The 24,642-nt window shown below is 66.0% G+C and carries 23 protein-coding genes; 11 read left to right on the top strand and 12 right to left on the bottom strand.

Translation table 11 applies throughout. The annotated features are described in order from the left end of the window. Positions 1-55: 55 nt before the first annotated feature. Positions 56-247, bottom strand: coding sequence for a CPXCG motif-containing cysteine-rich protein (locus AB6730_RS06010; protein WP_371022741.1), 192 nt, complete (start codon positions 245-247; stop codon positions 56-58). Positions 248-329: 82 nt separating this feature from the next. On the opposite strand from AB6730_RS06010, the gene AB6730_RS06005 reads away from it, so the two are divergent. From AB6730_RS06005 to msrB, 4 genes are all read left to right on the top strand, one after another. After that, positions 330-1,034: an HAD family hydrolase gene (locus AB6730_RS06005; protein ID WP_371022740.1), complete on the top strand. Its 705-nt coding sequence runs from the start codon at positions 330-332 to the stop codon at positions 1,032-1,034. Positions 1,035-1,126: 92 nt separating this feature from the next. Continuing rightward, entirely contained in the window at positions 1,127-2,074 is a 948-nt protein-coding gene (locus AB6730_RS06000; RefSeq protein WP_371022739.1) for a YihY/virulence factor BrkB family protein, read from the top strand. Then, positions 2,071-2,418, top strand: a complete 348-nt coding sequence (locus tag AB6730_RS05995) for a glycine zipper 2TM domain-containing protein (protein ID WP_371022738.1) — start codon at positions 2,071-2,073, stop codon at positions 2,416-2,418. Before AB6730_RS06000 ends, AB6730_RS05995 begins: the two co-directional genes overlap by 4 nt. A gap of 85 nt (positions 2,419-2,503) precedes the next feature. Further along, positions 2,504-3,091 carry a peptide-methionine (R)-S-oxide reductase MsrB gene (gene msrB / locus AB6730_RS05990; protein ID WP_371022737.1) on the top strand — a complete coding sequence of 196 codons (588 nt, stop codon included), beginning with the start codon at positions 2,504-2,506 and terminating at the stop codon, positions 3,089-3,091. Between the two features lie 35 nt (positions 3,092-3,126). On the opposite strand, the gene AB6730_RS05985 is transcribed toward msrB, so the two are convergent. Both AB6730_RS05985 and AB6730_RS05980 read right to left on the bottom strand, forming a co-directional pair. Beyond that, entirely contained in the window at positions 3,127-5,469 is a 2,343-nt protein-coding gene (locus tag AB6730_RS05985) for a DPP IV N-terminal domain-containing protein (protein ID WP_371022736.1), read from the bottom strand. Positions 5,470-5,570: 101 nt separating this feature from the next. Continuing rightward, entirely contained in the window at positions 5,571-6,383 is an 813-nt protein-coding gene (locus AB6730_RS05980) for an SDR family NAD(P)-dependent oxidoreductase (protein ID WP_371022735.1), read from the bottom strand. A gap of 170 nt (positions 6,384-6,553) precedes the next feature. Here AB6730_RS05980 and AB6730_RS05975 point away from each other — a divergent pair, with 170 nt between their 5' ends. Next, complete coding sequence (locus AB6730_RS05975; RefSeq protein WP_371022734.1) at positions 6,554-7,015, top strand: PA2169 family four-helix-bundle protein; 462 nt, start codon at positions 6,554-6,556, stop codon at positions 7,013-7,015. A 15-nt stretch (positions 7,016-7,030) separates the two neighbouring features. Here AB6730_RS05975 and AB6730_RS05970 read toward each other — a convergent pair whose 3' ends face one another. Next, positions 7,031-7,813: an alpha/beta hydrolase gene (locus AB6730_RS05970; RefSeq protein WP_371022733.1), complete on the bottom strand. Its 783-nt coding sequence runs from the start codon at positions 7,811-7,813 to the stop codon at positions 7,031-7,033. Positions 7,814-8,193: 380 nt separating this feature from the next. Here AB6730_RS05970 and AB6730_RS05965 point away from each other — a divergent pair, with 380 nt between their 5' ends. Together AB6730_RS05965 and AB6730_RS05960 are read left to right on the top strand one after the other, a co-directional pair. Continuing rightward, positions 8,194-9,198 carry a DJ-1/PfpI family protein gene (locus tag AB6730_RS05965; RefSeq protein WP_371022732.1) on the top strand — a complete coding sequence of 335 codons (1,005 nt, stop codon included), beginning with the start codon at positions 8,194-8,196 and terminating at the stop codon, positions 9,196-9,198. Then, entirely contained in the window at positions 9,195-10,232 is a 1,038-nt protein-coding gene (locus tag AB6730_RS05960; protein ID WP_371022731.1) for a GlxA family transcriptional regulator, read from the top strand. Before AB6730_RS05965 ends, AB6730_RS05960 begins: the two co-directional genes overlap by 4 nt. Positions 10,233-10,335: 103 nt before the next feature. Here AB6730_RS05960 and ssb read toward each other — a convergent pair whose 3' ends face one another. The 5 genes from ssb to AB6730_RS05935 all read right to left on the bottom strand — a co-directional run bounded on the left by ssb (position 10,336) and on the right by AB6730_RS05935 (position 15,370). Next, the gene (gene ssb / locus AB6730_RS05955) at positions 10,336-10,908 is read right to left on the bottom strand and encodes a single-stranded DNA-binding protein (protein ID WP_371022730.1); all 573 of its coding nucleotides are present in this window, start codon (positions 10,906-10,908) and stop codon (positions 10,336-10,338) included. 155 nt (positions 10,909-11,063) lie between these two features. Then, entirely contained in the window at positions 11,064-11,582 is a 519-nt protein-coding gene (locus tag AB6730_RS05950; protein WP_371022729.1) for a fimbrial protein, read from the bottom strand. Beyond that, positions 11,579-13,906 (bottom strand): fimbria/pilus outer membrane usher protein, encoded by a 2,328-nt coding sequence (locus AB6730_RS05945; RefSeq protein WP_371022728.1) that lies wholly within the window; start codon positions 13,904-13,906, stop codon positions 11,579-11,581. The genes AB6730_RS05950 and AB6730_RS05945 overlap by 4 nt, the downstream gene beginning before the upstream one ends. Before the next feature lie 103 nt (positions 13,907-14,009). Continuing rightward, on the bottom strand, positions 14,010-14,744 hold the full coding sequence (locus tag AB6730_RS05940) for a molecular chaperone (protein ID WP_371022727.1): 735 nt from the start codon (positions 14,742-14,744) through the stop codon (positions 14,010-14,012). A gap of 74 nt (positions 14,745-14,818) precedes the next feature. Further along, positions 14,819-15,370 carry a fimbrial protein gene (locus AB6730_RS05935; protein ID WP_371022726.1) on the bottom strand — a complete coding sequence of 184 codons (552 nt, stop codon included), beginning with the start codon at positions 15,368-15,370 and terminating at the stop codon, positions 14,819-14,821. A 292-nt stretch (positions 15,371-15,662) separates the two neighbouring features. Between AB6730_RS05935 and AB6730_RS05930 the strand changes: the two genes are divergently transcribed. Further along, positions 15,663-16,661: a polyprenyl synthetase family protein gene (locus tag AB6730_RS05930; protein WP_371022725.1), complete on the top strand. Its 999-nt coding sequence runs from the start codon at positions 15,663-15,665 to the stop codon at positions 16,659-16,661. On the opposite strand, the gene AB6730_RS05925 is transcribed toward AB6730_RS05930, so the two are convergent. The 3 genes from AB6730_RS05925 to ubiH all read right to left on the bottom strand — a co-directional run bounded on the left by AB6730_RS05925 (position 16,658) and on the right by ubiH (position 19,937). After that, positions 16,658-17,443 carry a dienelactone hydrolase family protein gene (locus AB6730_RS05925; RefSeq protein WP_371022724.1) on the bottom strand — a complete coding sequence of 262 codons (786 nt, stop codon included), beginning with the start codon at positions 17,441-17,443 and terminating at the stop codon, positions 16,658-16,660. The genes AB6730_RS05930 and AB6730_RS05925 overlap by 4 nt on opposite strands. A 71-nt stretch (positions 17,444-17,514) precedes the next feature. Continuing rightward, positions 17,515-18,732 (bottom strand): FAD-dependent oxidoreductase, encoded by a 1,218-nt coding sequence (locus tag AB6730_RS05920; protein ID WP_371022723.1) that lies wholly within the window; start codon positions 18,730-18,732, stop codon positions 17,515-17,517. Next, positions 18,729-19,937, bottom strand: coding sequence for a 2-octaprenyl-6-methoxyphenyl hydroxylase (ubiH, locus tag AB6730_RS05915; RefSeq protein WP_371022722.1), 1,209 nt, complete (start codon positions 19,935-19,937; stop codon positions 18,729-18,731). Before ubiH ends, AB6730_RS05920 begins: the two co-directional genes overlap by 4 nt. 84 nt (positions 19,938-20,021) lie before the next feature. Between ubiH and AB6730_RS05910 the strand changes: the two genes are divergently transcribed. The 3 genes from AB6730_RS05910 (at position 20,022) to AB6730_RS05900 (ending at position 24,641) form a co-directional block, all read left to right on the top strand. Then, positions 20,022-20,582 carry a cob(I)yrinic acid a,c-diamide adenosyltransferase gene (locus AB6730_RS05910; RefSeq protein ID WP_371022721.1) on the top strand — a complete coding sequence of 187 codons (561 nt, stop codon included), beginning with the start codon at positions 20,022-20,024 and terminating at the stop codon, positions 20,580-20,582. A gap of 144 nt (positions 20,583-20,726) precedes the next feature. Then, complete coding sequence (locus tag AB6730_RS05905; protein WP_371022720.1) at positions 20,727-23,243, top strand: LPS-assembly protein LptD; 2,517 nt, start codon at positions 20,727-20,729, stop codon at positions 23,241-23,243. A 30-nt stretch (positions 23,244-23,273) separates the two neighbouring features. Beyond that, on the top strand, positions 23,274-24,641 hold the full coding sequence (locus AB6730_RS05900; RefSeq protein WP_371022719.1) for a peptidylprolyl isomerase: 1,368 nt from the start codon (positions 23,274-23,276) through the stop codon (positions 24,639-24,641). The last annotated feature ends 1 nt before the right edge of the window (position 24,642 follow it).

The following is a 24,642-nucleotide window of genomic DNA, read 5'->3' as shown; positions in this document are numbered from 1 at the left end:
CCCGGCGGCCACGGACTGCGAGGTTCATGTGGGAGCCGCTTCAGCGGCGATTTCGTCACCCGTCATTTTCCGCCGACGCATGGAGTTCGAAGCTCTCGTCGCCTTCATCCACCACCAGGCGCATCACGATGGGGCGGCAGCACACCTGGCAGTCCTCGATGTAGGTCTGGCTGCCTGCCGAGGTGTCGACGGCGACTTCGATGGTCTCTCCGCAGTAAGGACACGCGATATCGGTGAAATTGAACATGGGATGCCCTGGTGGGAGCCGACCCTGTCGGCGATTCGGTTCGCGGTATCCTATTCCGCTGCGACAAACGAGACTTGCACCCATGATCGATCTTGTCGGCTTCGACGGCGACGACACCCTCTGGCGCAGCCAGGAGTTCTACGACCAGGCCCAGGAGGCGTTCGAAGCCATCCTCGGCCGCTACGTGGACCTCACCGCCAAGGGCCTCCGCGACGCCTTGCTCGCCACCGAGCGCGGCAACATCGCCCTCTTCGGCTACGGCGCGAAGGGCATGGCGCTGTCGATGATCGAATCGGCGATCGAACTGACCGATGGCCGCATCGAGGCACGCGACATCCATCGCATCGTGCGCCTGGGCAAGGACGTGCTTTCCCATCCCGTGGAGCTCCTGCCCGGCATCCGCGAGGCCGTCGAAGCCGTGGCGGCGAAGCACCGCGTGGTCCTGATCACCAAGGGCGACCTGTTCCACCAGGAATACAAGGTCGCGCGCAGCGGGCTCGCGGACATCTTCCATCGCATCGAGATCGTTTCGGAAAAGGACCCGGCGGCGTATGCGCGGTTGTTCGGCGAGTTCGAGGTGGGTCCGGACCGGTTCGCCATGGTCGGCAACTCCTTGAAGTCGGACATCGTCCCGGTGGTCGAGCTTGGGGGATGGGGCGTATACATGCCCTACCACAGCACCTGGGCACATGAGCTGGTGGCGGAGTTCGCCATGACCGAACGCGTGATCGAAGTGGCCGACGCTACCGGTATCGCGGCCGCGATCGAGCAGATGCACGGGGCGTGATGGCATGGAAGCGTGGTCGCGGAGCCCGCGGTCCACGTTTCTTTCGCACGGCCCGCACGAAGCTTGCACCCAGGCGAGACGGAGGTAGCGGCATGGATTCGAGGTTGCACCTGGCCTGGCGCGTGGTCCGGACCACGGCGAAGGGTTTCAGTGACGATGAACTGATGACGCGCGCCGCGGCGCTGGCCTTCTACTCGGCGCTGTCGTTCGCCCCGCTGCTGGTCCTGCTGCTCTGGATCGTGGCCTCGCTGCGGCCGGAATGGCAGGCGCAGTTGATCGACAGCCTCAACGGACTGGTCGGTCCGCGAGCCTCGGACGCGGTGCGATTGGTGATCGACAACGCCAGGCAACGCCCCAGCGTCGGCAGCATGGCGGGCGTGATCGGGTTGGGCGTGACCCTGGTCGGCGCTTCCGCGGTCTTTGCGCAATTGCAGGGCGCGCTGAACCGGGTCTGGAGCCTCCAGCCCCGCCCCGGATCGACCAAGGGCGCCATCCTCGGCTGGCTGAGGGCGCGCATGCATGCGTTGGGCCTGCTGCTCTCGCTGGCCTTCCTGCTGGTGATCTCGTTTTCCGCCAGCGCGCTGATCGCCGTATTCGTGCGCGGCGGAACCACCGGCTGGCAGGTCCTGGAGATCGTGATCTCCCTGGCCGTGTTCGTCCTGATCTTCGGCGCGATCTACAAGGTGTTGCCGGACGCGATCATCGAATGGCGCGACGCGATGATCGGCGCGACGCTGACCGCCCTGCTCTTCGCGGTGGGCAAGTTCGCCATCGCCATCTACCTGGACCGCAGCAACGTGGGTGGCCCTTACGGCCCCGCGGGCGGCGTGGTCGTCCTGCTGGTCTGGGTCTACTACTCGGCCCTGATCCTGCTGCTTGGAGCCGAACTGACCGAAGCCGTGGCCGAGGAGCGCGGCACCCCGATTAAACCGCGGCCATATGCGATGTCGACACGGGCGTTTCAAACGCCCGGGATTGACCCGTCCGTCACGAAGCCGGCGGTATCCCTGAAGGCCACCGAGAAGGAGGACCTGACATGAAGACCCACCTGCTCGCCGTCGCCGCGATCGCCATCGCCAGCACGGCCGCCGTTTCCACGCCGCCGGCCGAGGCCCAGGCCCGGCGGAGCCAGCACCAGGTCTGCGAGAACGTCCGGGTGAAGCAGATCAACTCCAAGGACGACAATCGCCTGATCGGCACGGGCGTCGGCGCCGTGGCCGGTGGCCTGATCGGCAACCAGGTCGGTGGCGGCAAGGGCAAGACCCTGGCCACGGTGGCCGGCGCGGTAGGCGGCGGCTACGCCGGCAACCGCATCCAGAAGAGCCACCAGGACAAGAACGCCTCGTACACCACGGAGCGCCGTTGCCGCTGGGTGGACGACTGAGCGTCGCGGGGGTGTAAGCGGACGGCGGTGGCGCCGGTCTCATGGAAAGGGCGCCCTGGCGCCTTTTCCCGCTTCCGGAGGCTGTATGCGTACCGATCCCGATCGTCGTCGTTTCCTCGGCGTGCTGGCCGCCACGGCGGCCGCGTCGATTTCCCTGCCTTTCGTCCTGCGCGCCACCCGGCCCGCGATGGCGGCCGACGCGCCCATGCCCGAGGGCGGCAACGTGACGCTGGATTGCTTCGGCAACGACAAGAAACCGCTGGGGACCTGCGTCGAGCCCCGCATCGTCCTCACCGACGAGCAATGGAAGGCGAAGCTGAGCAGCAAGTCGTATTACATCACCCGCCATGATGGCACCGAGCCGGCTTACACCGGTGATGGGTGGGATCGCCATGACAATGGCATCTACCGGTGCATCTGTTGCGACACGGCCCTCTACGATTCGGCGACCAAGTTCGATTCGGGCACCGGCTGGCCGAGCTTCTACCAGCCGATCTCGAAGCGGAACATCACCGGGAAGAGCGACCGCAGCCTGATCGAGGAGCGGACCGCCGTGAACTGCGCGCGGTGCGATGCGCACCTGGGCCACGTGTTCGACGATGGCCCCGATCCGACCGGGCTGCGCTATTGCATGAACGCGGCGGCGATGCGGTTCGTGGCCTACGCGGCCTGAAAAAAAAACCCCGCCATCCGGGCGGGGTTTTTGGTTCAACCGCCCGGGGGCGTCATCGGTGTCAGCTCGAATTCCTTCGGAGGCGTTTCGCCCTTCAGGTAGCGCACGAAGTAATCCCAGCGGCGGCGCGTCATGTACTGCGTGGCTGCGCCATAGCCGTGGTGGGCGTTGGGGATCATGACCAGGTCGAAGTCCTTGTTGGCCTTGATCAGCGCTTCCACCACCAGCAGGGTCTCGTAGGGCGGCACGTTGTCGTCGGACGTACCGTGGGCGAGCATCAGATGGCCCTTCAGGCCCGATGCCCACTTCTGGTTCGCCTGGTCGTCGTAGTTCGACTTGCCGTCCTTGTCGGTGACCAGCAGGCCCTGCCACTTCTCGGCCCAATCGTCTTCGTAGTTGCGGTTGTCGTGATTGCCCGATTCCGAGATGCCGACCTTGAACACGTCGGCGTAACGGAACATGGCGGTGGCGGTGGCGTTGCCGCCGCCGGAATGGCCCCAGATACCGACGCGATCGCCGTCGAGCCAGGAGTACTTCTGCACCAGCTGCTTCACCGCCGCGACCTGGTCGGGCAGCGTGTTGTCGCCGATGTTCTTGAAGTAGGCGTCGTGGAAGGCCTTCGAGCGCCACGGCGTACCCATGCCGTCGACGGCCACCACGACGAAGCCCAGTTCGGCCAATGCCTGGTTGTCGCCATGCGAGGGAATGAAGCTGCGCGTACGCACCGAGCCGGTCTGCGGACCCGGATAGATGTAGACCACCAGCGGATACTTCTTCGACGGATCGAAGTTCGTCGGCTTGAACATCTGGCCGTAGAGGTCGGTCTTGCCGTCGCGCGCCTTCACCGTGAACGCGGTGGGCGGCACCCAGCCCTTGGCCTTCAGGCGCGAGATATCGGCGCGGGCGATCTCCTTCACCGTGGCCCCGGTATCGGAGCGGCGCACCACGGCGACCGGCGGCGTGTCGATCGTCGAGTACGAGTCGAAGAAGTACGTGCCGTCCTTCGACATCGACACGCTGTGATCCGCGTTTTCAGGCGTGAGCAGGGTCAGGCCCTTGCCATCGAAGCCGACCTTGTAGAACTGCTGGTAGTACGGATCGACGCCCTTCTCGCGACCCACGCCACGGAACCAGATCGTCTTCGTCTTCGGATCGATATGCAGCACCTGGGTGACGTTCCAGTCGCCCTTGGTGATCTGCTGTTCGAGCTTGCCGGTCTTGAGGCTGTACATGTACAGGTGGCCCCAGTTGCTCCGCTCGGAGAACCAGATCACCTGGTCGGTTTCCGGCACGTACTGCCAGTTGGCCATGTCGTTGCCGCCTTCGAAATAGGTCTTCGCCTTTTCGTCGAATACGGTGCGGACATCACCCGTTTCCGGGTTGGCCACGCGGAACCATTCATGCGTGTGGTCGCGCGCGGTGGAAACGAAAGCGATGCTCTTGCCATCGTCGGCCCAACGCACGTCGTCCCACACGCCCGGGCTGCACGAAACGTCGTCGCAGATCGTCGAGCGGTGCTGGTCGGGTGGCATCTTGAAGCGGACGACCTTCTTCGTCGGCACGTCGATGACGACGCGCTCGATCATCGTCACGTCCTTGTCGCCAGGCAACGGGTACTTCCAGGTGTCGACCTTCGGATGGCCGACGTTGACGCCGACGAGGGTCATCTCGCCGGTCTTGCGCTGGTCCTGCTGGAAGGTGGCGATCTTCTTCGAATCAGGCGACCAGACCAGGATGGCCTCGTCAGTGTGCTTCCAACCCGCGTTGTCGGTGGCGTAGCCGTAATCCTTGACGCCATCGGTGGTCAGCTGCGTTTCCGTACCCGTGGCGATGTCGCGTACCCACAGGTTCCAGTCGCGGATGAAGGCCTCGGACTTGCCGTCCGGCGACTTCAGGCCGGGCTCGTCGCCATAGGCCTTGCCGTTGGTGTCCTTCTTCACCGCGGCGAGCTCGCACTTGCCCACGGCCTTGTCGCAAACGTACCGCTTGCCGTGCGACGTGATGTCCAGGCCATCGTCCGGGCGGACGACGAAACCGGTGACGGGCAGCTTGCTCGCGTCGACCTTCTTGCCGGTGGCGGCGGAGAGGGCCGCGGCCACCTTGTCGCGATCGAACGCGCGCGTGGCCTCGCCGGTGGCGGCGTCCACCTTCATGAACTGGTCGCCATCCTTGTCGTGGTCGCGATACCAGAAATGGCCATCGTCGATCCAGGTCACGCGCTGGACCGAGTGGTCCACCAGCGGCATGGTGTTATTGGCGAGGAACGAGTCCGCGCGCCGGTAATCGTCCGTGGTGACGGTCTGGGCCGAGGCGGCGGAGGCCCCGATCAGCCCGAGGAGGACGGCGCCGGAAAGCGCCGCGTTGCGTGTGATCGACATCGATGGTCCCCGTGACGGCAGGGCGGCGCGGAAAGCGCCGCAAACCGGACGAGGCTAGCCCCCGGCGGACGCTGGGGCCTATGCCAGAGGTCATGGGTGGGTCAGGCGTTGTGCGGCCCCGCCCGGAAACGCCGGCCCTGCCGCTCCACCATCTTCAGGGCCAGGCTGTCCGGCATCAGCTTGAAAAGACCCTTGATGGCCCTGTTCACCCGTCCGTTCACGTACACGGCCTTGCCCGCCTCCACCGCGTCCAGCCCTTGCCGGGCGACCGTCTGCGCATCCATCCACATGAAGCCGGGCATCTTCGAGACCAGTTCCCTGGAACCGGTGACATCGTGGAATTCGGAATAGGTGAAACCAGGACAGACCGCGGTGGTGTGCACGCCGGTGCCCTTGCCTTCCAGCGCCAGCGATTGCGAGAACTTGATCAGGTAGGCCTTCGACGCCGCATACAGCGTGTGGCCTGCGGAACCGGGCACGTGGCCCGCGAGCGAGGCGACGTTGACGATCCGGCCATAACCACGCGCCTTCATGCCTGGCAATAAGCGATACGCCAATTCGGTGGGTGCCGTCATCAATACCTGGATGAACGCCGCATGCGCCGGCCACGGCTGCTCGTCGAAATAACCGGTGACGCCGTAACCGGCATTGTTCACCAGCACGTCGATCGACAAACCCTGGGCATCGAGCGCCGCCACCAGCGCCTCCGGACCGTCCGGCCGGGCGAGGTCCAGCGGTGCGACGACCGCCTCGACGGCATGGCGTTCACGCAGTTCCTTGGCCAGCGCTTCTAGGCGGTCGGCCCGGCGTGCCGTCAGCACGAGGTCATGGCCGCGGCGGGCGAGTTCGCGGGCGAAAGCCTCGCCGATACCGGCCGATGCGCCCGTGACCAGGGCGCGACGATTGGATGTCATGGATGCTCTCCCGTGCAACCTGTGTGAACAGGAGTATGCACCGGCGGGGCATGAACGAAAGGCGGTCGTCGTCGCCGGCGCGACGCGCCTTTCACGCTTCCGTACACCCCGGGGCCGCGAAGCTCGTGCTCCCTGCGAACGATCCTGCCGCTCACGAGGAGTCGACGACCATGACAAGCACCGACCATGACATCAAGGTTCTCAATACCCTGATCGAAACCACCATCGACAGCGCCGAAGGCTATGGCGAGGCGGCGAAAGATGCCGGAAATACCCGCTATGCGGCCTCGTTCCAGCAACGCGCGGCCGAGCGCCGCCAGCTCGCGCGCCGCCTGCAGCAACAGGTCAGTTCGCTCGGCGGCAAGCCGGAGGACGACGGCTCCGTCCTGGCCAAGGCACATCGCATGTTCGTGGAACTTCGCTCGAAGATGAGTTCCAGGGACGACACCGCCATCGTCGACGAGGTCGAGCGCGGCGAGGACCACATCAAGGCGAAGTACGAGCACGCCCTGGAAGACAACGACGTGACCGCGGGCACACGCTCGCTGATCAACGAAGCCTACGTCACGGTGAAGAGCGGGCACGACCAGATGCGCGACCTTAAGCACTCCCTGCACGGCGCCGCGCACTGATCCAGCGCCACTCCGTCACGGAGTGGCTTGGGTGGCGGCCTGCTCGATCAGTGCCGCCACTTCTTTCGGGCGTGATTGATAGACCGAGTGACTGGCGCCCTTCACCTCGATCGTATGGCTCTGCGCACGCTTGGCGTACATGCGCTCCAGGTCGGGATTGATGATCTTGTCGGACGTCGCCACGGCGTACCAGCTCGGCTTGTCCTTCCAGGCGGGATGACCGGCGGGCGTGTCGAACACCGACGCCGCGGTGAAACCCTGGGCGTTCGCTTCGAAGGTGGCTTGCTGCGGCGGAAGGTCGGCGGCGAAATCGGCGGGGTATTTCGCGGGGTCGAGATAAAGGAAACCGTCCGCGGTCTTCTTGATGTCCTTGGTCTGGCTGGTGGCGCTGGGGAAGCGCTTGCCGTTGGCCACTTCGGTCTCTCCCTGGTCGAGCGCGTGGGCGGCGATGTAGACCAGGCCCACCACCTTCGGATCGTTGCCGACATCGGTGATGATCGCGCCGCCGTAGCTGTGTCCCACGAGAATGGTCGGGCCGTCCTGCATGTCGACGATGCGCTTGACGGCGGTCACGTCATCGGCGAACGAAGTCAGCGGGTGTTCCGCGACCGACACGTGATAGCCCTTCTTCACCAGGATGTCGTAGACCGGCTTCCAGCCACCCCCGTTCGCCCACGCGCCGTGGACCAGGACGATGTTTCGCACAGGGGTCGCCGCCAGGGCTGAACCGCCGGCCAGGGCGCCTCCGAAGAGGATCGCGGCGGAGAGGAGCAGGGTCGCGCCTTTCTTGCTGTTCATCGGGATGGGGCCTCGGGGGAAGGAGTCCGGACACACGGGCCTGCCCGGTAGTGGCGATTTTGGCTTTATCGGCGCGGCGTTATTGGCGAAGCTTACGCCGAAAGGCAAAAAATCCGTCATTGCTCGCAGCGTTTTGGAAGACGATTGCGAAGGCCGGAGGAGGAAGCTCCTCGCTTGGCAGAAAATGAAAGAAGATTGACCTTTGAGCCAAAGGTGATCCAGTGGATGGTGAGGACCACACAACCACACTGGATTTCACCATGGTCCTCAGCTCGCGCACCCTCCTTCTCACCTTCGCCAGTCTCGTGGCCACTGGCGGACCGGCCGCCGCCGCTCACTCGTCGTCGACGCCACAGCCTCAGAATGCTCCGGTTGGGGGCTTGCAGATCGCCCATGTCCCTAAGCACCCGGGCACACTCCCCGTGGTGGTCGTAGTCGCCCAGGACAAGGCCGTCCTGTCGGACTTCGTCGTGCCGTACGGCGTGCTGTCACAGTCTGGAGCGGCGAAGGTGATCGCCGTGAACATGACGGACGGTCCGCTGACGGCCGGCGCCGTCACCCTGCTACCCGACATGAACGCCGCCGCGTTCGATCGCGCCTATCCCGACGGCGCCGACTATGTGATCGTGCCGGCAACGGCGGACAAGCATGCCGAGGAATCGGCCTGGCTGCGTACGCAGCACGCGCATGGGGCTGCATTGGTGTCGATCTGCGACGGCGTCGAACTCCTGGCGGAGATCGGCGCGCTCGATGGCCGCCGTGCTACCGGCCACTGGTCCTCCCTGAAAGATCGTCGGAAGCACTATCCGCAGGTCACTTGGCTCACGAACCTGCGCTACGTGGCCGACGGCGATGTCGCGTCCAGTGCCGGCGTTTCGGCCGCGCTGCCGATCAGTCTGGCACTGGTCGAGACGATCGCAGGGCCGCAGGTCGCGCGTGCGAGCGCCGACCGCCTGGGTGTCGAGTCATGGAGCGCCGCGCATGACAGCGACGTGTTCAAGGTACGTCTGACGGACCTCGCCGTGCACAGCGCCAACATGCGCCTCAAGCACGCCGATGTCGTGACGTTGAAGGTGCGCGACGGTGACGACGAGGTGGCGCTGTCACTGCAAGCGGAGGCTTGGTCGCGCACGATGCGCGACAAGGTACATATTGTCTCCGATACGGCCAGCCCGGTAAGGATGCGCGGCGGCCTGCGTGTGCAGACACAGGCAGCTTCGTCCGTAACTCCCGACGTACGCATCGCGTTGGCCGAGTCCGCCCCTGCCGGCACGGCGCTGCCTGCTACCTTTGATCTGATCGCCCAGCGCTATGGAAGCCGCACCGCGCGTCTGTCCGCGCTCGGCATGGAATATCCTTGGGGCGACCTGAAGGCGGACCGATGACTTCGACAGCTTTACCGACCCTGGCTGGAGAATCGATCGACGCCGATAGCGGCGCGCAGCCGCAACGACCGTTGCCAGTGGTGCTTCTCGCCTATGACGGGATGAACCTGCTTGATCTTGCCGGACCGCTGCAGGCGCTGACCACGGCTAACCGGAGCACGGAGCCCGGTGCGCCGCCGCGTTATGACACGGTTGTGGCGTCGGAACAGGGCGGCCCGGTCATTACCGGATCGGGCTTGCCCGTGGTCACCATCCCGGTCTCATCACTGGCGAACAGACCGATCGACACGCTGATCGCGCCGGGAGGTTGTCCAGGCGACGAATTCGAGGTCACGCCTGCGTTGCGTGATTTCATTGCCGCGCGAGCCGGCTCGGTGCGCAGGCTTTGCTCCGTTTGTACCGGTGCGTTCCTGCTCGCGGCGGCTGGCCAGCTGGACGGCCGACGGGTAGCGACGCATTGGGCGTGGATCGACAAACTGCGGCACCGGCACCCAGCGCTGGATATCGATTCGAACAGTATCTTCATTCGGGACGGCAACCTCTGGACGTCAGCCGGCGTGAGTTCGGGCATCGACCTCACACTTGCATTGATCGAGCAGGATTATGGCCCTCGTGTCGCGATCGATGCCGCCCGGCAGATGGTCGTGTTCATGAAACGCGCGGGCGGCCAGTCGCAATTCAGCGCGCCCCTGGCCATGCAGACACGAGATCATAGCTTTGTCGAGCTTCACGCATGGATGGCCGCAAACCTCGCGATGGACCTGTCCGTCATGCGGCTGGCGGAGCGCGCGAACATGGCGCCACGGACCTTCGCGCGGATCTATGCTGCCAAGGTGGGACGCACGCCTGCCAAGACGGTCGAGTTGATGCGGCTCGAGGCGGTGTGCCGCGTGTTGGAGGAAACGGACCTGCCCCTGAAGACCATCGCCGTACAATCGGGCTATGGCAGCGAACAGAAGCTTCGCCGTGCTTTTCAACGGCAATTCGGCACTAATCCGGCGACGCATCGCTCGCATTTTTCAAGGCATCCATAGTTCCAATGCCCATACCCATTCGCCCAACTTGAGCCGTGTAAAAAAAGGCCATGAAGAATCATGGCCTTTTGATCAAACGCGACGATATGAAAGATGATGCAAATCAGAACGGAATATCGTCGTCGTCGAAACCTTCGTTGGCCGGCGGAGCCGAGCGCTGCGGGGCATTGCCGCTTCGCGGCTGACCATAATCGTCGCCGCCACGCGCACCACCACCACCGAAGTTGCCGCGTTGCTGGCCACCGCCGCCGCCACCTGCGCCACCACCGAAGTTGCCGCGCGACTGCTGCGGGCGAGCGCCGCCCTGGCCACCGGCGAAACCGCCGCCTTCACCGCCGCCCTGACCACCGAGCATTTGCATCTCGTTGGCGATGATGTCGGTCGAATAACGCTCGACGCCATCCTTGTCGGTGTACTTGTCGGTGCGCAGCGAGCCCTCGATGTAGACCTGGCGGCCTTTCTTCAGGTATTCGCCCGCGATTTCCGCGAGCTTGCCGAAGAGCTTCACCCGGTGCCATTCGGTGCGCTCTTGCTTCTCGCCGGACTGCTTGTCCGTCCAGGCTTCGGACGTGGCGATGCGCAAGGACGTGATCGCCGTGCCGCTACCGGTGTAACGGGTTTCCGGGTCCGCGCCGAGATTGCCGACGATGATGACCTTGTTGATGCCACGTGCCATGGATTTCCCTCGTATGCGTGTCTTTCCCGCCCATGATAGCGAGCCGGCGCGGAGGCGGGGGGCTGCGGGTCGGACCGGCTAGTTTGGTCGAAGGGCGCGCGGAGGGCAAACCGTAGGGTGACGGCGGAGTCCAGCGAGCCCCGTAGGGCCGGGGCTCACTCCCACTGGATCTGGACCAGGGCCGTGGCAACGGCGTCCCCGGCCTTGAGCGGACCCACGCGTATATAGCGGGCCTGGAAGGCAAGCGCCGGAACACCGCCCATCCAGCTGAATTCCACCGGCGAAGAGCCGTCGGGTGGCAGGGACTGGCCGTCCGCCGTGCGCATCTCGATGGCCACCCCCTCGGCCCCACCCACGGGAGCGATATAACGGGGATCGGCCGGGTGGGCCGCGGCACGCATCGTGACGCTGGCTTTGGTCGCCCCTATGCAGTCCACCCCGGTGAAACTGGCCTCACGCCAACGGCTGCCATCGCCCACGGCACCCAACTCGGACGCCGCCACCGTATCCAGGTCGATTCGGACGCGGCTGAGCGCGAGGCCGCAGGAAGGGGTCACCGCCCCTTGCACCTCGAAATCGAGGCTATCTTCGGCGTGGACGATGGTGGCCATGCCCATGGCGAGGACCGTGGTCGTCAAAAGGCGTCCCCGGGCGTGCGTCCTGATCTTGTTCATTTACATACTCCAATGTGCCGGACGTCGCCGGCGGCGGTTTTCGTCGTGGTAAGCAACTGCAGGTCGCACCGGCCCCCGATTCCCTCCCAGCGCACCGTCCAGCGGCCGCCGGCGTCCTTCCCGCGCAGGAAGACACGGCCCGCCTGGCCGATGACACCCACGGAGCGGCCCCCGTCATCGACCACTTCAGCCGCGAATGGCAGGGGGGTGCCATCGGCGAAAGCCGCGGTCACAAGGAAGGTCGTAGCCACGTCCGTCACGAATGGAACGAGGACCACGGCACCCGATGTCGGTGCCACGCGCCGATGGGTAGACGCCAGGGCAACGTCCAACGGCAGGCCCGAAGGATCGAGATCGACGCTGTTCCAGCGGAAGGGGGTGAGGTGGGAGACAACAGCATGGCCGCTGCGATCGATACGAATACCCGGGCCGGCTCCCACACGGGCTCCGCCGGCTCCCCGGGCCCGAACCAGGGCGGTCGCTTCTCCCAGGCGTTGTGCCAACGTGATGCCGCCGGCATGGAACACGACGCCTCCCGCTGCCGATAGGGAGCCGCCCCGTACGGAATCGGTGCGCTCGATACTCGCGGAGACCTCCCCCATCGGCAGCGCCTTGGTCAAGGATGCGTCGAGCCGCTGCCCTTCGTGGCGGTGCCCAGCCAGCGCTGCGCCGTACAAAAGCGTCCCATCGTCACCCACGCTTCCGCTGACACCGATACGAGCGCCACCCGAACGTTCGCCGAGCAGCGATGCATGCAAGTTCGTCGACGACGCCGGCGTACCGAGCGGTACCGAGAGCGTCCATTGCCCCGTCGTATCGTGACGCGATCTGCGCAGGGAGAGATCCATCGTGGCGCCCCGCCAACCGCGGGTCCATGACATCGCATGATCGACCGTCGTGCCTCCATCACGCTTTCGCGAAACGTGACTGATGCTCGCGCTCAGCGAACCACGCTCATCGCCGAGATCCCGCTGGGCAACCAGATCGGTACGGCGCATCGATGCGAGACGGCTCCTGTCAGTGGGCGGCGTGGGCAGCGAGGTTTCCCGGCCACGCGCCAAGCTGAGCGAGACCAGGGTCCCGTCCCGCCATTGTTTGCCGTGGCGCAGGCGCCACAATCGTCCATTCCGGCCGTTCTGAAATGCGGAATGGGTGATATCCATGGCGAGGGCCCCCGCCAGGGTATCGACCGCCCCACCCAACACCACCGATGCCTGGTGTGGCCATTGCCGCCAGCCGGTATACAAGGTGGTGTCGTGTGGAAATCCATGCCGCCAACTCGCCTGGACCAGCGACACGGCACGTCCGCGCCCCAGCAGGGCCTGGCCGGCACTGAGCGCGTAGCCCGTATGCCCTTCGCGCAGAAGTTCGGGTACCGGGAAAAAAGGTATTCGGAAGGTCCGGTGGACACCATCGCTTTCAAGTACGTCCACCTCGATGTCGCCGCCACGCCCCGCGGCGTGCAAATCGTCGATCACGAAGGCTCCCGGCGGAACAGTCAACTCGCGCAGCAGCATGCCGTTCTGCGTCACCCTGACCGTCGCATGGCTGGCTGCCGTTCCCGTTACCCGCGGCGTATAACCGGCCGATGCATCGACGGACATGCGTGCGTCGCTGGCGACACTGAGCCCGCGCAACCGCAAAGGTGCGAACAAATCGTCGGCCGGCGCGATGTCACCGACACGCAGCTGCGATCGCCACGCTCCCAACTGCCGTTCCACGAAGCCGTATCGGCTGCGATAGCGCCGGCCCGACCATGCGCCGGCATGGCGCACGCGCCAGGCGCCTAGGTTCAGGCCAGCGTCGGCGCCTACGAAAGCCGAGGTACGGCGGCGGTTCGCGGAAGACACGTGGCGAACGTTCGTACGCCACGCAAGCAATCCCGCATCGATACCTTGATCCCATTGAGCGGGCGGAACCGCAGCACTCGAACGACGCATCATCGCCGCCTGCGGCACTTCGATGTAAAGACGCTGCTCGCCAATGTCGAGCCGCGACGTAGCGGCATCGATGCGCTCGCCGATCGACCGACATGGGTCATCCACAGGCATCGCCGGTACATCCAGGGAGAGACCGAATGACAAGAGTTCGTCATGCGCGATACATGGCGTGGCGTCCGCGCGACCTGTCTTCGACTCGAAGCGGACGTTCTTGCGCACCTGCCATTCGCCGTTCATCCAGATGTCCACTTCGTAGCTCCCCGGCAGCACGGGATTGCCATGTGAATAACGCGACAGGTCGAGCGTCGAACGCTCCTCCACGGGAAGGAAGGCGGCATCGAATTCCACCTCGGGCGTTTCTTGCGCATGAACCGCGCATCCCATGGCAAGGCATCCGGCAAGGGCGATGCTCCGCGAGACCACGAAGCGTGACGGCAATCCCTCATGGCATCGCCCATTGACGGCAACCGGCATGCGCGTTCCCCGCTCACCGGTCCACCGCTGCGGAACCACGGACCGTGGCTCCGAAATCGTTGATGGTCACGAAAGCGACCTTGGCGGTATCGAAGCTGGCCTTGTCCTTCGACAGCGGAAACCCGAACGACGCGCCCGGAGCCACCATTCCACCGCCCAGCGACACGGGCGAATCGGCTCCTGCATGCAAGTCGACCGCGTTGAAGGAGACGTGATAGGGCGAGGGATTCACGACTTTTAGCGACGACCCATTCGCGCCCCGCTCGATCGACCACCGCAAGGCCGCCGCCGCGCGGTCCGGAGACGACGGAAGACCCTTCGGCCGGTGGAAGAGCTTCAGGCGATGACGGAAGGCGAATTGCAGCACGTTCTTGCCTTCGACGTCCGACGCCTTGGGTGGGATCTCCAATACGTTGAGCCAGTAGAGCACTTCCTTGTCGCTGGGCATGCCGTCACCTACGTGCACGATACGCAGGGCATGACCGTTGCCGGGATCGATACGGAATACTGGCGGCGTGATGGCGAACGGCGCGTGCGCGCTCGTGGGCGTGGAGCGCTCGTCGCCATCGTCGACCCAGACCTGGACCAGCGCCGGATCGCCACCCTTGTTTTCCAGGCGCAGCGATACGTCGCGGGCCTGTGCGGGAAAGATCACTCGCGTACCACCGATGACGACGGCTGCATTCGCCGTCGATGTGCCACACAGCGCCAGGACGATGGCCAGGATCGTCGGCTTCGTTCGAAACATGAGGGAATCCTTCGTCTCGCTTCCATGAGCCGACCGGGCACGACGGCCCGGCCGGCAACCACTGCACGGGCTGCTTAGTTGTAGACCACCTGGAAGCCGACCCTGGAGGCGGCCGTGCCGCTCGTGACACCGCCCATGCTGTAGTAGCGTGCGATCAGGCCGATCTCGGCGACGTGGTCCGTCACCTTCACGCCCTGGGAGTCCTCGGTGTACATGTTGATGGGCGTCCCGTCCTGGTTCGTCATCTGGATCTGTACGTTCGTGGCCGCGGTGTCGCCAGCGTCGACGTTGAGACGGCCCGTGGTGCGATCCAGCGCCGGGCTCGCGGGGTCGAAACGGATCTTGGCCGTGATGTCGTTGGCGCATTCGTCGTTGCCGCCGATACGGATGACGAAGCCCCGGTCTCCGGCCGTATCGCCGAGTTTGGCCAGCGCACCCGCACTGATGCTGCCCAGGGCCACGGCCTTCACCGCGCCGCCACCAGGAGGCTTTCCGTCCACCTGGCACGTCGTGGCGACGATGCGGCCGGTGATGTCGATGATGCCGTCGTTCGCCGCATGGGAACGGGGGGCGGAGACGATGAGGGCCGTGGCGAGCAAGGCGATGGCGCTACGTTTTCTATACATGGCGGCTTCCTGGAAAAGGGATGGCGTGCCAACGATGGAATCGTCGGCGCGCCCAGAAAGTCTGCGTATCCCAAACCCCCGTTGCGATACGTAAATTCTGAAAAAAATGCCCCTTCAGCGGCATCCCGCGGACTCGCCCCTCGGCGTTCGTGAGCGCCCCACCCCAGCCGGCGAAGGTGAAGGACGATGCATGTCCCTCCCACCTGGAACGAGGCTGCCACGGAGCCATGGACACGGAATGGACCGGGCTGCCCCTATAATGCGATCCACCTGCCACACACGACCCTGGTCCATGTCATCCATCGCCGCTCGCTCCACCCCCCTCGATTTCGCTGGCGTCCGTGCCCTGGCGGCGGAAGACATGAAGGAGGTCGATGCACTGATCCGCCACCGGCTCTCATCGGATGTCGTCCTGATCAACCGCATCGCGGATCACATCATCGCCGGCGGCGGCAAACGCCTTCGCCCGATGCTCCATGTATTGGCGGCGCGCGCCGCGGGCTACCACGGGCAGCAGCACGCCAAGCTGGCGGCGATCGTCGAGTTCATCCATACCTCCACCCTGCTGCACGACGACGTCGTCGACGAGTCCGACATGCGTCGCGGGCGCAAGACGGCGAACGCCCTCTGGGGCAATGCCGCCAGTGTGCTGGTGGGCGACTTCCTCTACTCGCGCTCGTTCCAGCTGATGGTGGAACTGGACGACATGCGGATCATGCGCATCCTCGCCGACACCACCAACACCATCGCCGAAGGCGAGGTGCTGCAACTACTGAATATCGGCAACGCCGACGTCGACGAAAACGCATACCTCGCCGTGATCGAACGGAAGACGGCCGTGCTGTTCGCGGCGGCCACCGAACTCGGCGGCGTGCTGGGCGGCTTGCCGGAGACGCAGGTCGCCGCGCTGCGCCGCTACGGCATGGAACTCGGCTACGCGTTCCAGATCGCCGACGACCTGCTCGACTACGTGTCCGATGCGGAGACGCTCGGCAAGAACATCGGCGATGATCTCGCCGAAGGCAAGCCCACCCTGCCGCTGATCTACGCGATGCAGGTGGCGGACGCCGACCAGCTGAAATCGCTGCGGCACGCGATCGAGCACGGCGGGCTCGATTCACTGGATCGCATCGTCGCCGCCATACGCGACTCCGGCGCGATCGAGCGCACGCACGAAAAAGCCGTGGCACACGCCACGGCGGCACGCGAGGCGCTCGCCGAGTTGCCGGCGTCCGCTTACCGCGACGCGCTCGCGGCACTGGCTGATTACTCGGTCGAAAGGCGCTTCTAGAACGCCTCGCTCAGCCAGGACCGCATGGCGGCGTACGCACGGCCGGCGACTTTCGCGTCGTAACGGCAATTGCCCGTCGCCGCCGTCGCTTCCTTCTCGGTGAAGCAGTGCACCGCGCCGCCGAAGTCCTCGGAGGCCCAGTCCACCTTCGCGTCACGCATCTCCGCCTCGAACGCGGCGCGCTGTTCGGCGGGGACGTTGGCATCGTCGGCCCCATTGAGCGCCAGCACTTTCGCGTGGATGTTCGACGCAAGCTTGGGATCGTCGGTCGAGAGAAGGCCGTGGAAACTGACCACCGCGGCGACGTCCGCGCCGGCACGGGCGAGGTCGAGTACGGCCGAGCCACCGAAACAGAAACCGATCGCGGCGAGCTTCGCCGTATCGATGGGCGCGTGTTTCGCCTGCGCCTTCAACTCTTCGAATGCCCGCGATACGCGCAGCCGCATCACCTTGCGATCCGCATAGAGCGGCTTCACGGCGGCCAACGCCTCGGCTTCCGATGTCGGCCGCGTGCCGCCGCCGTACATATCGGTCAACAGGATCACGTAGTCCTTCCCCGCGATCTCCTTGGCCTTAGCCACCGCCATGTCATTCACCCCGAACCAGTTGGGCACCATGAGCAGGCCGGGCCGCTTGGTCGCGACCGCATCGTCATACACGAGGAAACTCTTGTAGGTCACTCCGTGGTCGGTCCACTGCACCGGCTTGGCGACCATCGCCGCCGAGGCGGCACCGACGTGACCCAGGACCAGCAAGGACAAGGCAAGCAGCGAACGGCGCATCGGCGTGGCTCCCATGGAAGGTTCGCCAAGCATAGGCGTCCTCCCCGGGCGAGGGAATGTGGCAGCCGCCCTCAGAGTCCTGCGGCGTGCCGGGCCAGCTTTCGTTTCAGAGGCCCGAACGCATCGAGCAGGCGCACCCCCACGCCTCGCACGGCGACCAGCGGGATCGCCTTCCATCCGTAGACGCGCTCCAGGGCGTCGAACGACCAGGCATCGAGCCCGTCCGCGCTCCGGCGACGGCGTGCGTAGCGGCGCAGCACGTGCGCGGCGGCGATATCGCGGCCCGCTTCGCGTGCCTCGACCAGGGTGTCTCGGAGTTCGGCCACGTCGCGCAGGCCGAGGTTGACGCCCTGCCCCGCCAGCGGATGGACCGCATGGGCGGCATCGCCGAGGAGGACCAGCCGCTCCGCTTCGTACCGGTCGGCGAGCTTCAGGCGCAGGGGAAAGGCGGCACGGCGGCTGACCTTGCCGATGGGCCCCAGGCGGAAGTCGCTGGCTACGCCGAGGGCGTCGCGGAAGCCGTCGTCATCGAGCGCCAGCACATGCGCCGCCTCGGCATCCGGCAACGACCAGACGATGGAACTGCGCCCATCGGCGAGCGGCAAGAGCGCCAGCGGGCCTGTCGGCAGGAACCGCTGCCACGCCGTCCGCTCATGCGGACGCGCCGTCTCCACATGCGCGACCACCGCGCGCTGGGCATAGTCGCGCCCATGCGTACCGATACCCACCATCGTGCGCAATGGCGACTCCGCGCCATCCGCGGCGACGACCAGGCGGGCGGCAACGACTTGTCCATCGGCCAGGTCCAGTTGGGCCCGATCGTCGCGCGTCGCATACGCGACCACCTCGGCGGGAACGATACGGCGCACCCCGGCATCGTCCAACGCGTGCCAGAGCGACGCCTGCACGAGCCCGTTCTCGACGATGTAGCCGAGCACGTCACGCCCTTCGTCGGCGGCGTCGAAACGGATCGTGGCGCCGTTCTCCGCATCCCATACGACCATGCGTTCATAGGCCGACGCACGCGCGGCCTGGATGGATGTCCATACCCCCAGCGCATCGAGCAGGCCGATGGACGACGGGGCGAGACCCACCACGCGCAGGTCCACCTCGTCCGCGGCGGCCCAGGGAGCGGGTTCGCGCGCGTCGACCAGCGCCACCGAGAAACCGGCGCGAGCCAGGGCCAGCGCCGCCGCCGCGCCGACCATGCCACCGCCCACCACGGCCACGTCGAGGAGATCACCGCCACGCCGGCGCGATGACACGGGGTTGGTCCGGATATCGCTCACGGCGTCTTCTCCCGCACGGCGAAAGGCGCGTTCGCGCGGAACCCCATGCCGCGCCGGCTCAGGGCGTGACGCAGCGGCGGCACGCGATCGAGCGCGAGCATGGCGAGCGAACGCAACGGCCCCAGCAAGGGCTGGTCCAGGCAGGCCAGGCGCACGAGGCCATGGCTCATCGCCATCGTCCCCTCGCGATCCGGCGTGCGCCGGCGTACATATTCGTCAAGCAGGGTGGAGGCACCGGGGTCGTCGGCGGCCACCACCAACTCGGCCAGGGTCAGCGCATCGCGCAGGCCGAGGTTGAACCCTTGTGCCCCGATGGGATGCACCGTCTGTGCGGCATTGCCGACCAGCACCGCGTGGGGTGCCGTCAGGGATTCCGCGGCGACCCGGCGAATCGGATAGGGCGAGCGCTTGCCCGGGCGGCCCAGGCGGCCGAGGCGCCAACCGAAACGCTCCTGGGCAAGGGCCAGGAAGGCTGCATCATCCATGGCCGACACCTCGTCGGCGCGTTCGGCGGGCACGGTCAGCACCACGCCGATGCGCCGCTCGGCGAGCGGCAGGACCGCGACGGGCCCCTCGTCGGTGAAGCGCTCGAATGCGCGGCCCGCAGGGTCCCGCCCTGGCGTCATCGTGCTGACGAACAGGGCCTGCCCGTAATCGTGCTCGCGGGTGCCGATGCCCAGCTGCGCGCGAACGCCGGACGCCGTGCCATCCGCCCCGACCAGCAACGGTGTCTCCAGGCGACGCCGCTGCCCATCCGAGGCGATGGTGACCGCCCACCCACCGTCGACCGGCTCGATGGCCTCGACCCTTGCGGGCGCCAGGCGAGTCAGGTGCCGGCATGTTTCCAGCCGCTGGAGCAAGGCCGCGCCGAGTTCCCGTGCCGGCAAGGTCCAGCCGAGGGCGTCGACGCCCTCGGCGGCGGCATCCATGCGAACACTGCCGAAGTCGCCGGCACGGCTCGTGTGGATATGCGTGATCGGCGTGGCCCGGTGCCGGGCCAGGTCCCACACGCCAATGGCCTCCAGGCCGTTCACGGTCGCACGGGCAAGGGCGAGATTGCGCTCGTCGTAGCTGGGCTGCTCGCCCACGCGCGGCGCGGATGCTTCGACGAGGACAGCGGGCCGGCCGGCGGTGTCTAGCGCGATGGCGAGGCTGGCGCCGACCAGGCCGCCGCCGACGATGAGGATGGGTTCGGACGGGCTCATCCGCGGATCATACCCTCGCCGGGTGAAGGCGCCGATCCTGCGGCCCCCTGCCGCAGCGATGATGCACCCCGATAGAATGGCCCGATGGGCAATCGACTTTCGAAGATCTATACACGCACCGGCGACGACGGCAGCACCGGCCTGGGCGATGGCAGCCGCACCCGCAAGGACTCCCTCCGTGTCGCGGCCTATGGCACCGTGGATGAACTGAACAGCGCCATCGGCATGGTCATGGCCTCCGATGGCGTGGACGACGACATCCGGGAGGCCCTCGTCCAGATACAGCACGAGTTGTTCGACCTGGGCGGCGAACTGTGCATTCCGGGCATGGCGATGGTCCAGGCACGGGACATCGACCGCCTCGAGACGGTGCTCGATGCCTTCAACGCCGACCTTCCCGCGCTCAAGGACTTCATCCTGCCCGGCGGCGGCATGGCCGCTTCCACCTGTCACCTGGCCCGCACGGTCTGCCGCCGGGCCGAGCGCGAGGTGGTCGCCCTCGGCCGGGTCGAGGAGGTGCGTCCAGAAGCGCAGCGCTACCTGAACCGGCTTTCAGACTTGCTCTTCGTCATCGCCCGCGTGTTGGCCCGCCGTAGCGGCCACGGTGAGGTGCTCTGGCAGCACGAACGCCGTCCGCGCGGCTGATCCGGCGGTGTAAGCTCGTCCGGCCGGTGCGGCGATCGCCGCCGCATCCTTCGAGGGATCATGCTCATGGGCGACGTGCCATCGTGCGGTGGGGTTGGCGATTCTGCTAAGTTGGCGGCCTTTCGAACGGACAAGACCGAGCCTGTGACGTCACGCATCAGCATCCTGCCTAAACGCCGCCTGCTGGCGACCGCCGTCGCCCTCATCGTTTCGGGCGCCGCCTGGGACGCATCGGCCCAGACGGCCGCGCCAACCCAGGGGGAAAGCCGCGCTAACGCGCCGACGCCGGCGGAAACCTGCGCCCTGGGTTCGTTCGTCTGCCCGCCGAGGCCGGTCAGCTACGTACTCTGCCGTCCCAATGCGATGCTCGATTTCTACGAGCCGGGCATCACCAAGGACAGTACGCTGCGCGACACCGCGGTCACCGACATCCACTCGGGCCTCGATGGCGACACCGGCGGCATCAAGGTCGAGAGCCCCGAACCGAACCTCTACCACATGACCGGCGGCGTGCGCCTGGAGCGCGCCGACCAGGTGATGCGCGCCGACGACGTCACCTACAACTCCGATTCCACGGCCTACGACGCTCGCGGCAATGTCCGCTATCAGGAAGCGGGCATGCTGGTGTCCGCCGACCGGATGACCGGTACGACCACGCCCAACCAGGGCGATGCCGACCATGTCCGCTACCAGCTGCTGCAATCGCGCGGCAACGGCGTGGCCGACCACGCCAAGGTGATGGACCCGCAGCACGGCCGTTTCACCCTCGCCACCTACTCCACCTGCGACGTGGGCAACCACCAGTGGGAGTTCCGTGCGAAGACGATGAACCTGAACAAGGAAACGGGCGTCGGCACGGCGCGCAGCGCGACCATGCGCTACAAGAACGTGCCGTTCATGTACCTGCCCTACTTCACGTTCCCGCTGGACGACCGGCGCAAGAGCGGCTTCCTCTATCCGACCTTCGGTTCGTCGAGCCACTCGGGCACCTTCCTCAACCTGCCCTATTATTTGAACCTCGCGCCGAACTACGACGCGACGATCACGCCGGGCTACTACTCCGACCGCGGCGCCATGCTCGGCGGTGAGTTCCGCTATCTCTTGCCGCGGTCCAACGGCACGTTCGACTTCCAGTACATGCCGCACGACAAGGGCCCGGACGACGACATCAGCGGTACCAGCGACCGCGACGGCTCGACCCAGCGCTGGCTGCTGCAGATCGCCAATTCGACGACGATCGCGAAGGGCTGGACCTTGTCGGCGAACATCAACCGGGCCTCGGACAACCAGTACTTCCGCGATTTCAGCAACGACCTCTACTCATCGGCGACGGGCCTGCTTACGTCCAGCGCCTACGTCCACACCGGAGGCAAGTACTGGAGTGCCGCCATCGGCGCGGACGACTACCAGAACGTCGACGCGGGCCTGCCCAACTACGTCGAGCCGTACCGCCGTTGGCCGCGCGCCACGTTCAACCTGGACACGCCGCTCAACAGCTGGCTCGATGCCGGCGTCGACACCGAGGCGGTGGCTTTCCGCAAGAGCGATCCCGCGCCGATCTCACCGGGCTTCCCCGGCCAGGTCGACGGCAACCGTCTCGACATCGCCCCCTTCCTCGCCGCCGACTTCTCCGGCGCGTCGTGGTTCGTCCGGCCGCGCGTCGAGTATCGCTACACGGCGTACCGGCTCGATTCCGACTACCAGCACTTCAACTATGCCGAACAGAGCCCGTCGCGCTCCCTGCCCATCGGCAGCGTCGACGCCGGCCTGATCTTCGACAAGCAGACCAGCCTGTTCGGCAACACCTATACACAGACGCTCGAGCCGCGCCTCTACTACCTGTACGTGCCGTACCGGAACCAGACCAACCTGCCGACGTTCGACACCAACGAGATGTCGTTCGACTTCTGGCAGCTGTTCACGACCAACCGGTTCTCCGGCGCCGACCGCCAGATGGACGCCAATAACCTGACCGCGGCCCTGACCACGCGCCTGCTCGACGACAACGGCGTGGAGCGGTTGTCGGCCAGCGTCGGCCAGATCAAGTACTTCAGCGACCAGAAAGTGCAGATGCCCGGCGTCCTGCCGACCGACTTCAGCCGGTCGGACTATATCGCCCAACTCGGCATCCAGTTCAACGACAAGTGGCGCCTGAACAGCTCCTACCAGTGGAACCCGAACAAGAAGCCCAGCCCGTACCTGAACGAGGATGGCCAGGCCTTCCAGCAGGGCCGTGACACGGACCTGGCGACGATCCAGCTGCAGCGCCGGATCAAGGGCGACGGCATCCTCAACTTCTCGTACCGGTACCGCCGCAACGTGATGGAACAATTCGACACTTCGGTGGTCTTTCCGGTGTCCGATCGTTGGCGCGCGCTGGCACGGTGGGTGTACGCCCGTCGCGACATCCTGCCCACCACCGTCACCGGCGTCGGCACCTTCAATACCTTCACGTTCTCGCACCGGACGCTCGAGGCGGCCGCGGGCGTCGAATACGACAGCTGCTGCGTAGCCATCCGCATACTCGGCCGCCATTACGTACACGACTACACCCGTTCCACGGCCAACGCGATCATGTTCGAGGTGGAATTCAAGGGCATTGGCTCGCTCAACCCGCAATCGGGCCAATACCTGCGGCGTGCTATCCTTGGCTATCAATAAATGGGGCAGGCGCCCCGGGCTCCCTATTCGATGAAGCAGATCCTCGCGTACTCCCTGCTCGCCACTTCCCTGCTCGTGGCCGTGCCTCCCGCCCAGGCCCAGTTGATGCCTTCGGCCCAGCCGTCGCAAGGCGCGAGCGTCGGCAACGGCTCGCTCGACCGCATCGTCGCGGTCGTGGAAGAAGACGTCATCCTGCAGAGCGAGCTCGACGAGGCGATCAACGCCATCGTGCGGCAGTACGCATCGAATCCGGCCCAGCTTCCGCCCAAGGACGTCCTGGCCCGCCAGGTGCTCGACCGCCTGGTCCTCATGAAGCTGCAGGTCCAGCGTGCCAACGACCAGGGCATCCGCGTGTCCGACCAGGACGTGGACCAGGCCGCCGGCAACGTGGCCCAGCAGAACAAGATGAGCCTCGACCAGCTGCGCGCGGCGGTCGAGCAGGACGGCTACAGCTATGCCGCCTTCCGCCAGCAGCTGTCCGACCAGATCGTCGCGCAGAAGCTGCACGAGAGCATCGTCCGCGACCAGGTCACGGTCACCGACGCCGAAGTGAACAACCTGCTGGCCAGCCCGACCTACAAGGCCGGCGAAGTCCACCTCGCGCATATCCAGATCAGCACCCCGGCCGGCGGCGGCGCCAGCGACATCGCGCAGGCGCAGACGAAGGCCGAGGAAGCGATCAAGGCGATCCAGGGCGGCATGGATTTCAACGCCGCGGCCATTCGCTACTCCGATGCCCCCGACGCCCTCGATGGCGGCGACCTCGGCTGGCGGCGCCTCGACGAAGTCCCGCCGGCGTTCGCCGACGCCGTGTCGTCGCTGAAGGCGGGCGAGAACACGCCGGCCCTGCGCGGCCCGACCGGCTTCCATATCCTGAAGCTGGTGGAAACCCGCCAGCCGGGCCGGCAGATCGTCACCGAGTACCACGCCCGCCAGATCCTCATCAAGCCTTCCGAGATCGTCACGCCGGAACAGGCCGAGAAAAAGGCCCAGGACATCTACACCCGCGTCGTCGACAAGAAGGAAGACTTCGCCAAGGTCGCCAAGGATGAGTCCAAGGACAACACCACGGCGAACAACGGCGGCGACATGGGTTGGTTCGTGAAGGACGCCTGGGGCCAGGCCATCGCCGCCCAGGTCGATCAGCTGAAGGACAACGAGGTGTCGCACCCGATCCAGACCGATGCGGGCTGGATCGTGCTGCAGCGTCTCGGCACCCGTCAGAGCGATCTCACCGATCAGCTCCAGCGTGACCAGGCCCGTCAGGCCATCGGTAACCGCAAGGCGGATGAGGCCTACGAGAACTACCTGCGCGAACTGCGCTCGACCTCGTTCGTCGATATCCGCGTGCCGGAACTGAAGGACCCCGACGACAAGCAGGTCTCGACCACGCCGTAAT

The sequence above is a fragment of the Luteibacter sp. RCC_6_2 genome, from assembly GCF_041360655.1.
In the GTDB taxonomy this organism is placed as follows: Bacteria; Pseudomonadota; Gammaproteobacteria; order Xanthomonadales; family Rhodanobacteraceae; genus Luteibacter.
Note: the sequence above shows the minus strand (reverse complement) of the source record. Positions and strands in the feature narration are given on the sequence as shown.

Coding starts and splice junctions, on each gene's coding strand:
- AB6730_RS05940 (WP_371022727.1), bottom strand. CDS start 14,744: ATGTTTCGAACGAAGCCGACGATCCTGGCCATCGTCCTGGCGCTGTGT.
- AB6730_RS05925 (WP_371022724.1), bottom strand. CDS start 17,443: ATGCGCCGTTCGCTGCTTGCCTTGTCCTTGCTGGTCCTGGGTCACGTC.
- AB6730_RS05930 (WP_371022725.1), top strand. CDS start 15,663: ATGTCATCCATCGCCGCTCGCTCCACCCCCCTCGATTTCGCTGGCGTC.
- AB6730_RS05950 (WP_371022729.1), bottom strand. CDS start 11,582: ATGAACAAGATCAGGACGCACGCCCGGGGACGCCTTTTGACGACCACG.
- AB6730_RS06005 (WP_371022740.1), top strand. CDS start 330: ATGATCGATCTTGTCGGCTTCGACGGCGACGACACCCTCTGGCGCAGC.
- ubiH (WP_371022722.1), bottom strand. CDS start 19,937: ATGAGCCCGTCCGAACCCATCCTCATCGTCGGCGGCGGCCTGGTCGGC.
- AB6730_RS05900 (WP_371022719.1), top strand. CDS start 23,274: ATGAAGCAGATCCTCGCGTACTCCCTGCTCGCCACTTCCCTGCTCGTG.
- AB6730_RS05995 (WP_371022738.1), top strand. CDS start 2,071: ATGAAGACCCACCTGCTCGCCGTCGCCGCGATCGCCATCGCCAGCACG.
- AB6730_RS05970 (WP_371022733.1), bottom strand. CDS start 7,813: ATGAACAGCAAGAAAGGCGCGACCCTGCTCCTCTCCGCCGCGATCCTC.
- AB6730_RS05960 (WP_371022731.1), top strand. CDS start 9,195: ATGACTTCGACAGCTTTACCGACCCTGGCTGGAGAATCGATCGACGCC.
- ssb (WP_371022730.1), bottom strand. CDS start 10,908: ATGGCACGTGGCATCAACAAGGTCATCATCGTCGGCAATCTCGGCGCG.
- AB6730_RS05910 (WP_371022721.1), top strand. CDS start 20,022: ATGGGCAATCGACTTTCGAAGATCTATACACGCACCGGCGACGACGGC.
- AB6730_RS06000 (WP_371022739.1), top strand. CDS start 1,127: ATGGATTCGAGGTTGCACCTGGCCTGGCGCGTGGTCCGGACCACGGCG.
- AB6730_RS05945 (WP_371022728.1), bottom strand. CDS start 13,906: ATGGGATGCGCGGTTCATGCGCAAGAAACGCCCGAGGTGGAATTCGAT.
- AB6730_RS06010 (WP_371022741.1), bottom strand. CDS start 247: ATGTTCAATTTCACCGATATCGCGTGTCCTTACTGCGGAGAGACCATC.
- msrB (WP_371022737.1), top strand. CDS start 2,504: ATGCGTACCGATCCCGATCGTCGTCGTTTCCTCGGCGTGCTGGCCGCC.
- AB6730_RS05935 (WP_371022726.1), bottom strand. CDS start 15,370: ATGTATAGAAAACGTAGCGCCATCGCCTTGCTCGCCACGGCCCTCATC.
- AB6730_RS05985 (WP_371022736.1), bottom strand. CDS start 5,469: ATGTCGATCACACGCAACGCGGCGCTTTCCGGCGCCGTCCTCCTCGGG.
- AB6730_RS05980 (WP_371022735.1), bottom strand. CDS start 6,383: ATGACATCCAATCGTCGCGCCCTGGTCACGGGCGCATCGGCCGGTATC.
- AB6730_RS05975 (WP_371022734.1), top strand. CDS start 6,554: ATGACAAGCACCGACCATGACATCAAGGTTCTCAATACCCTGATCGAA.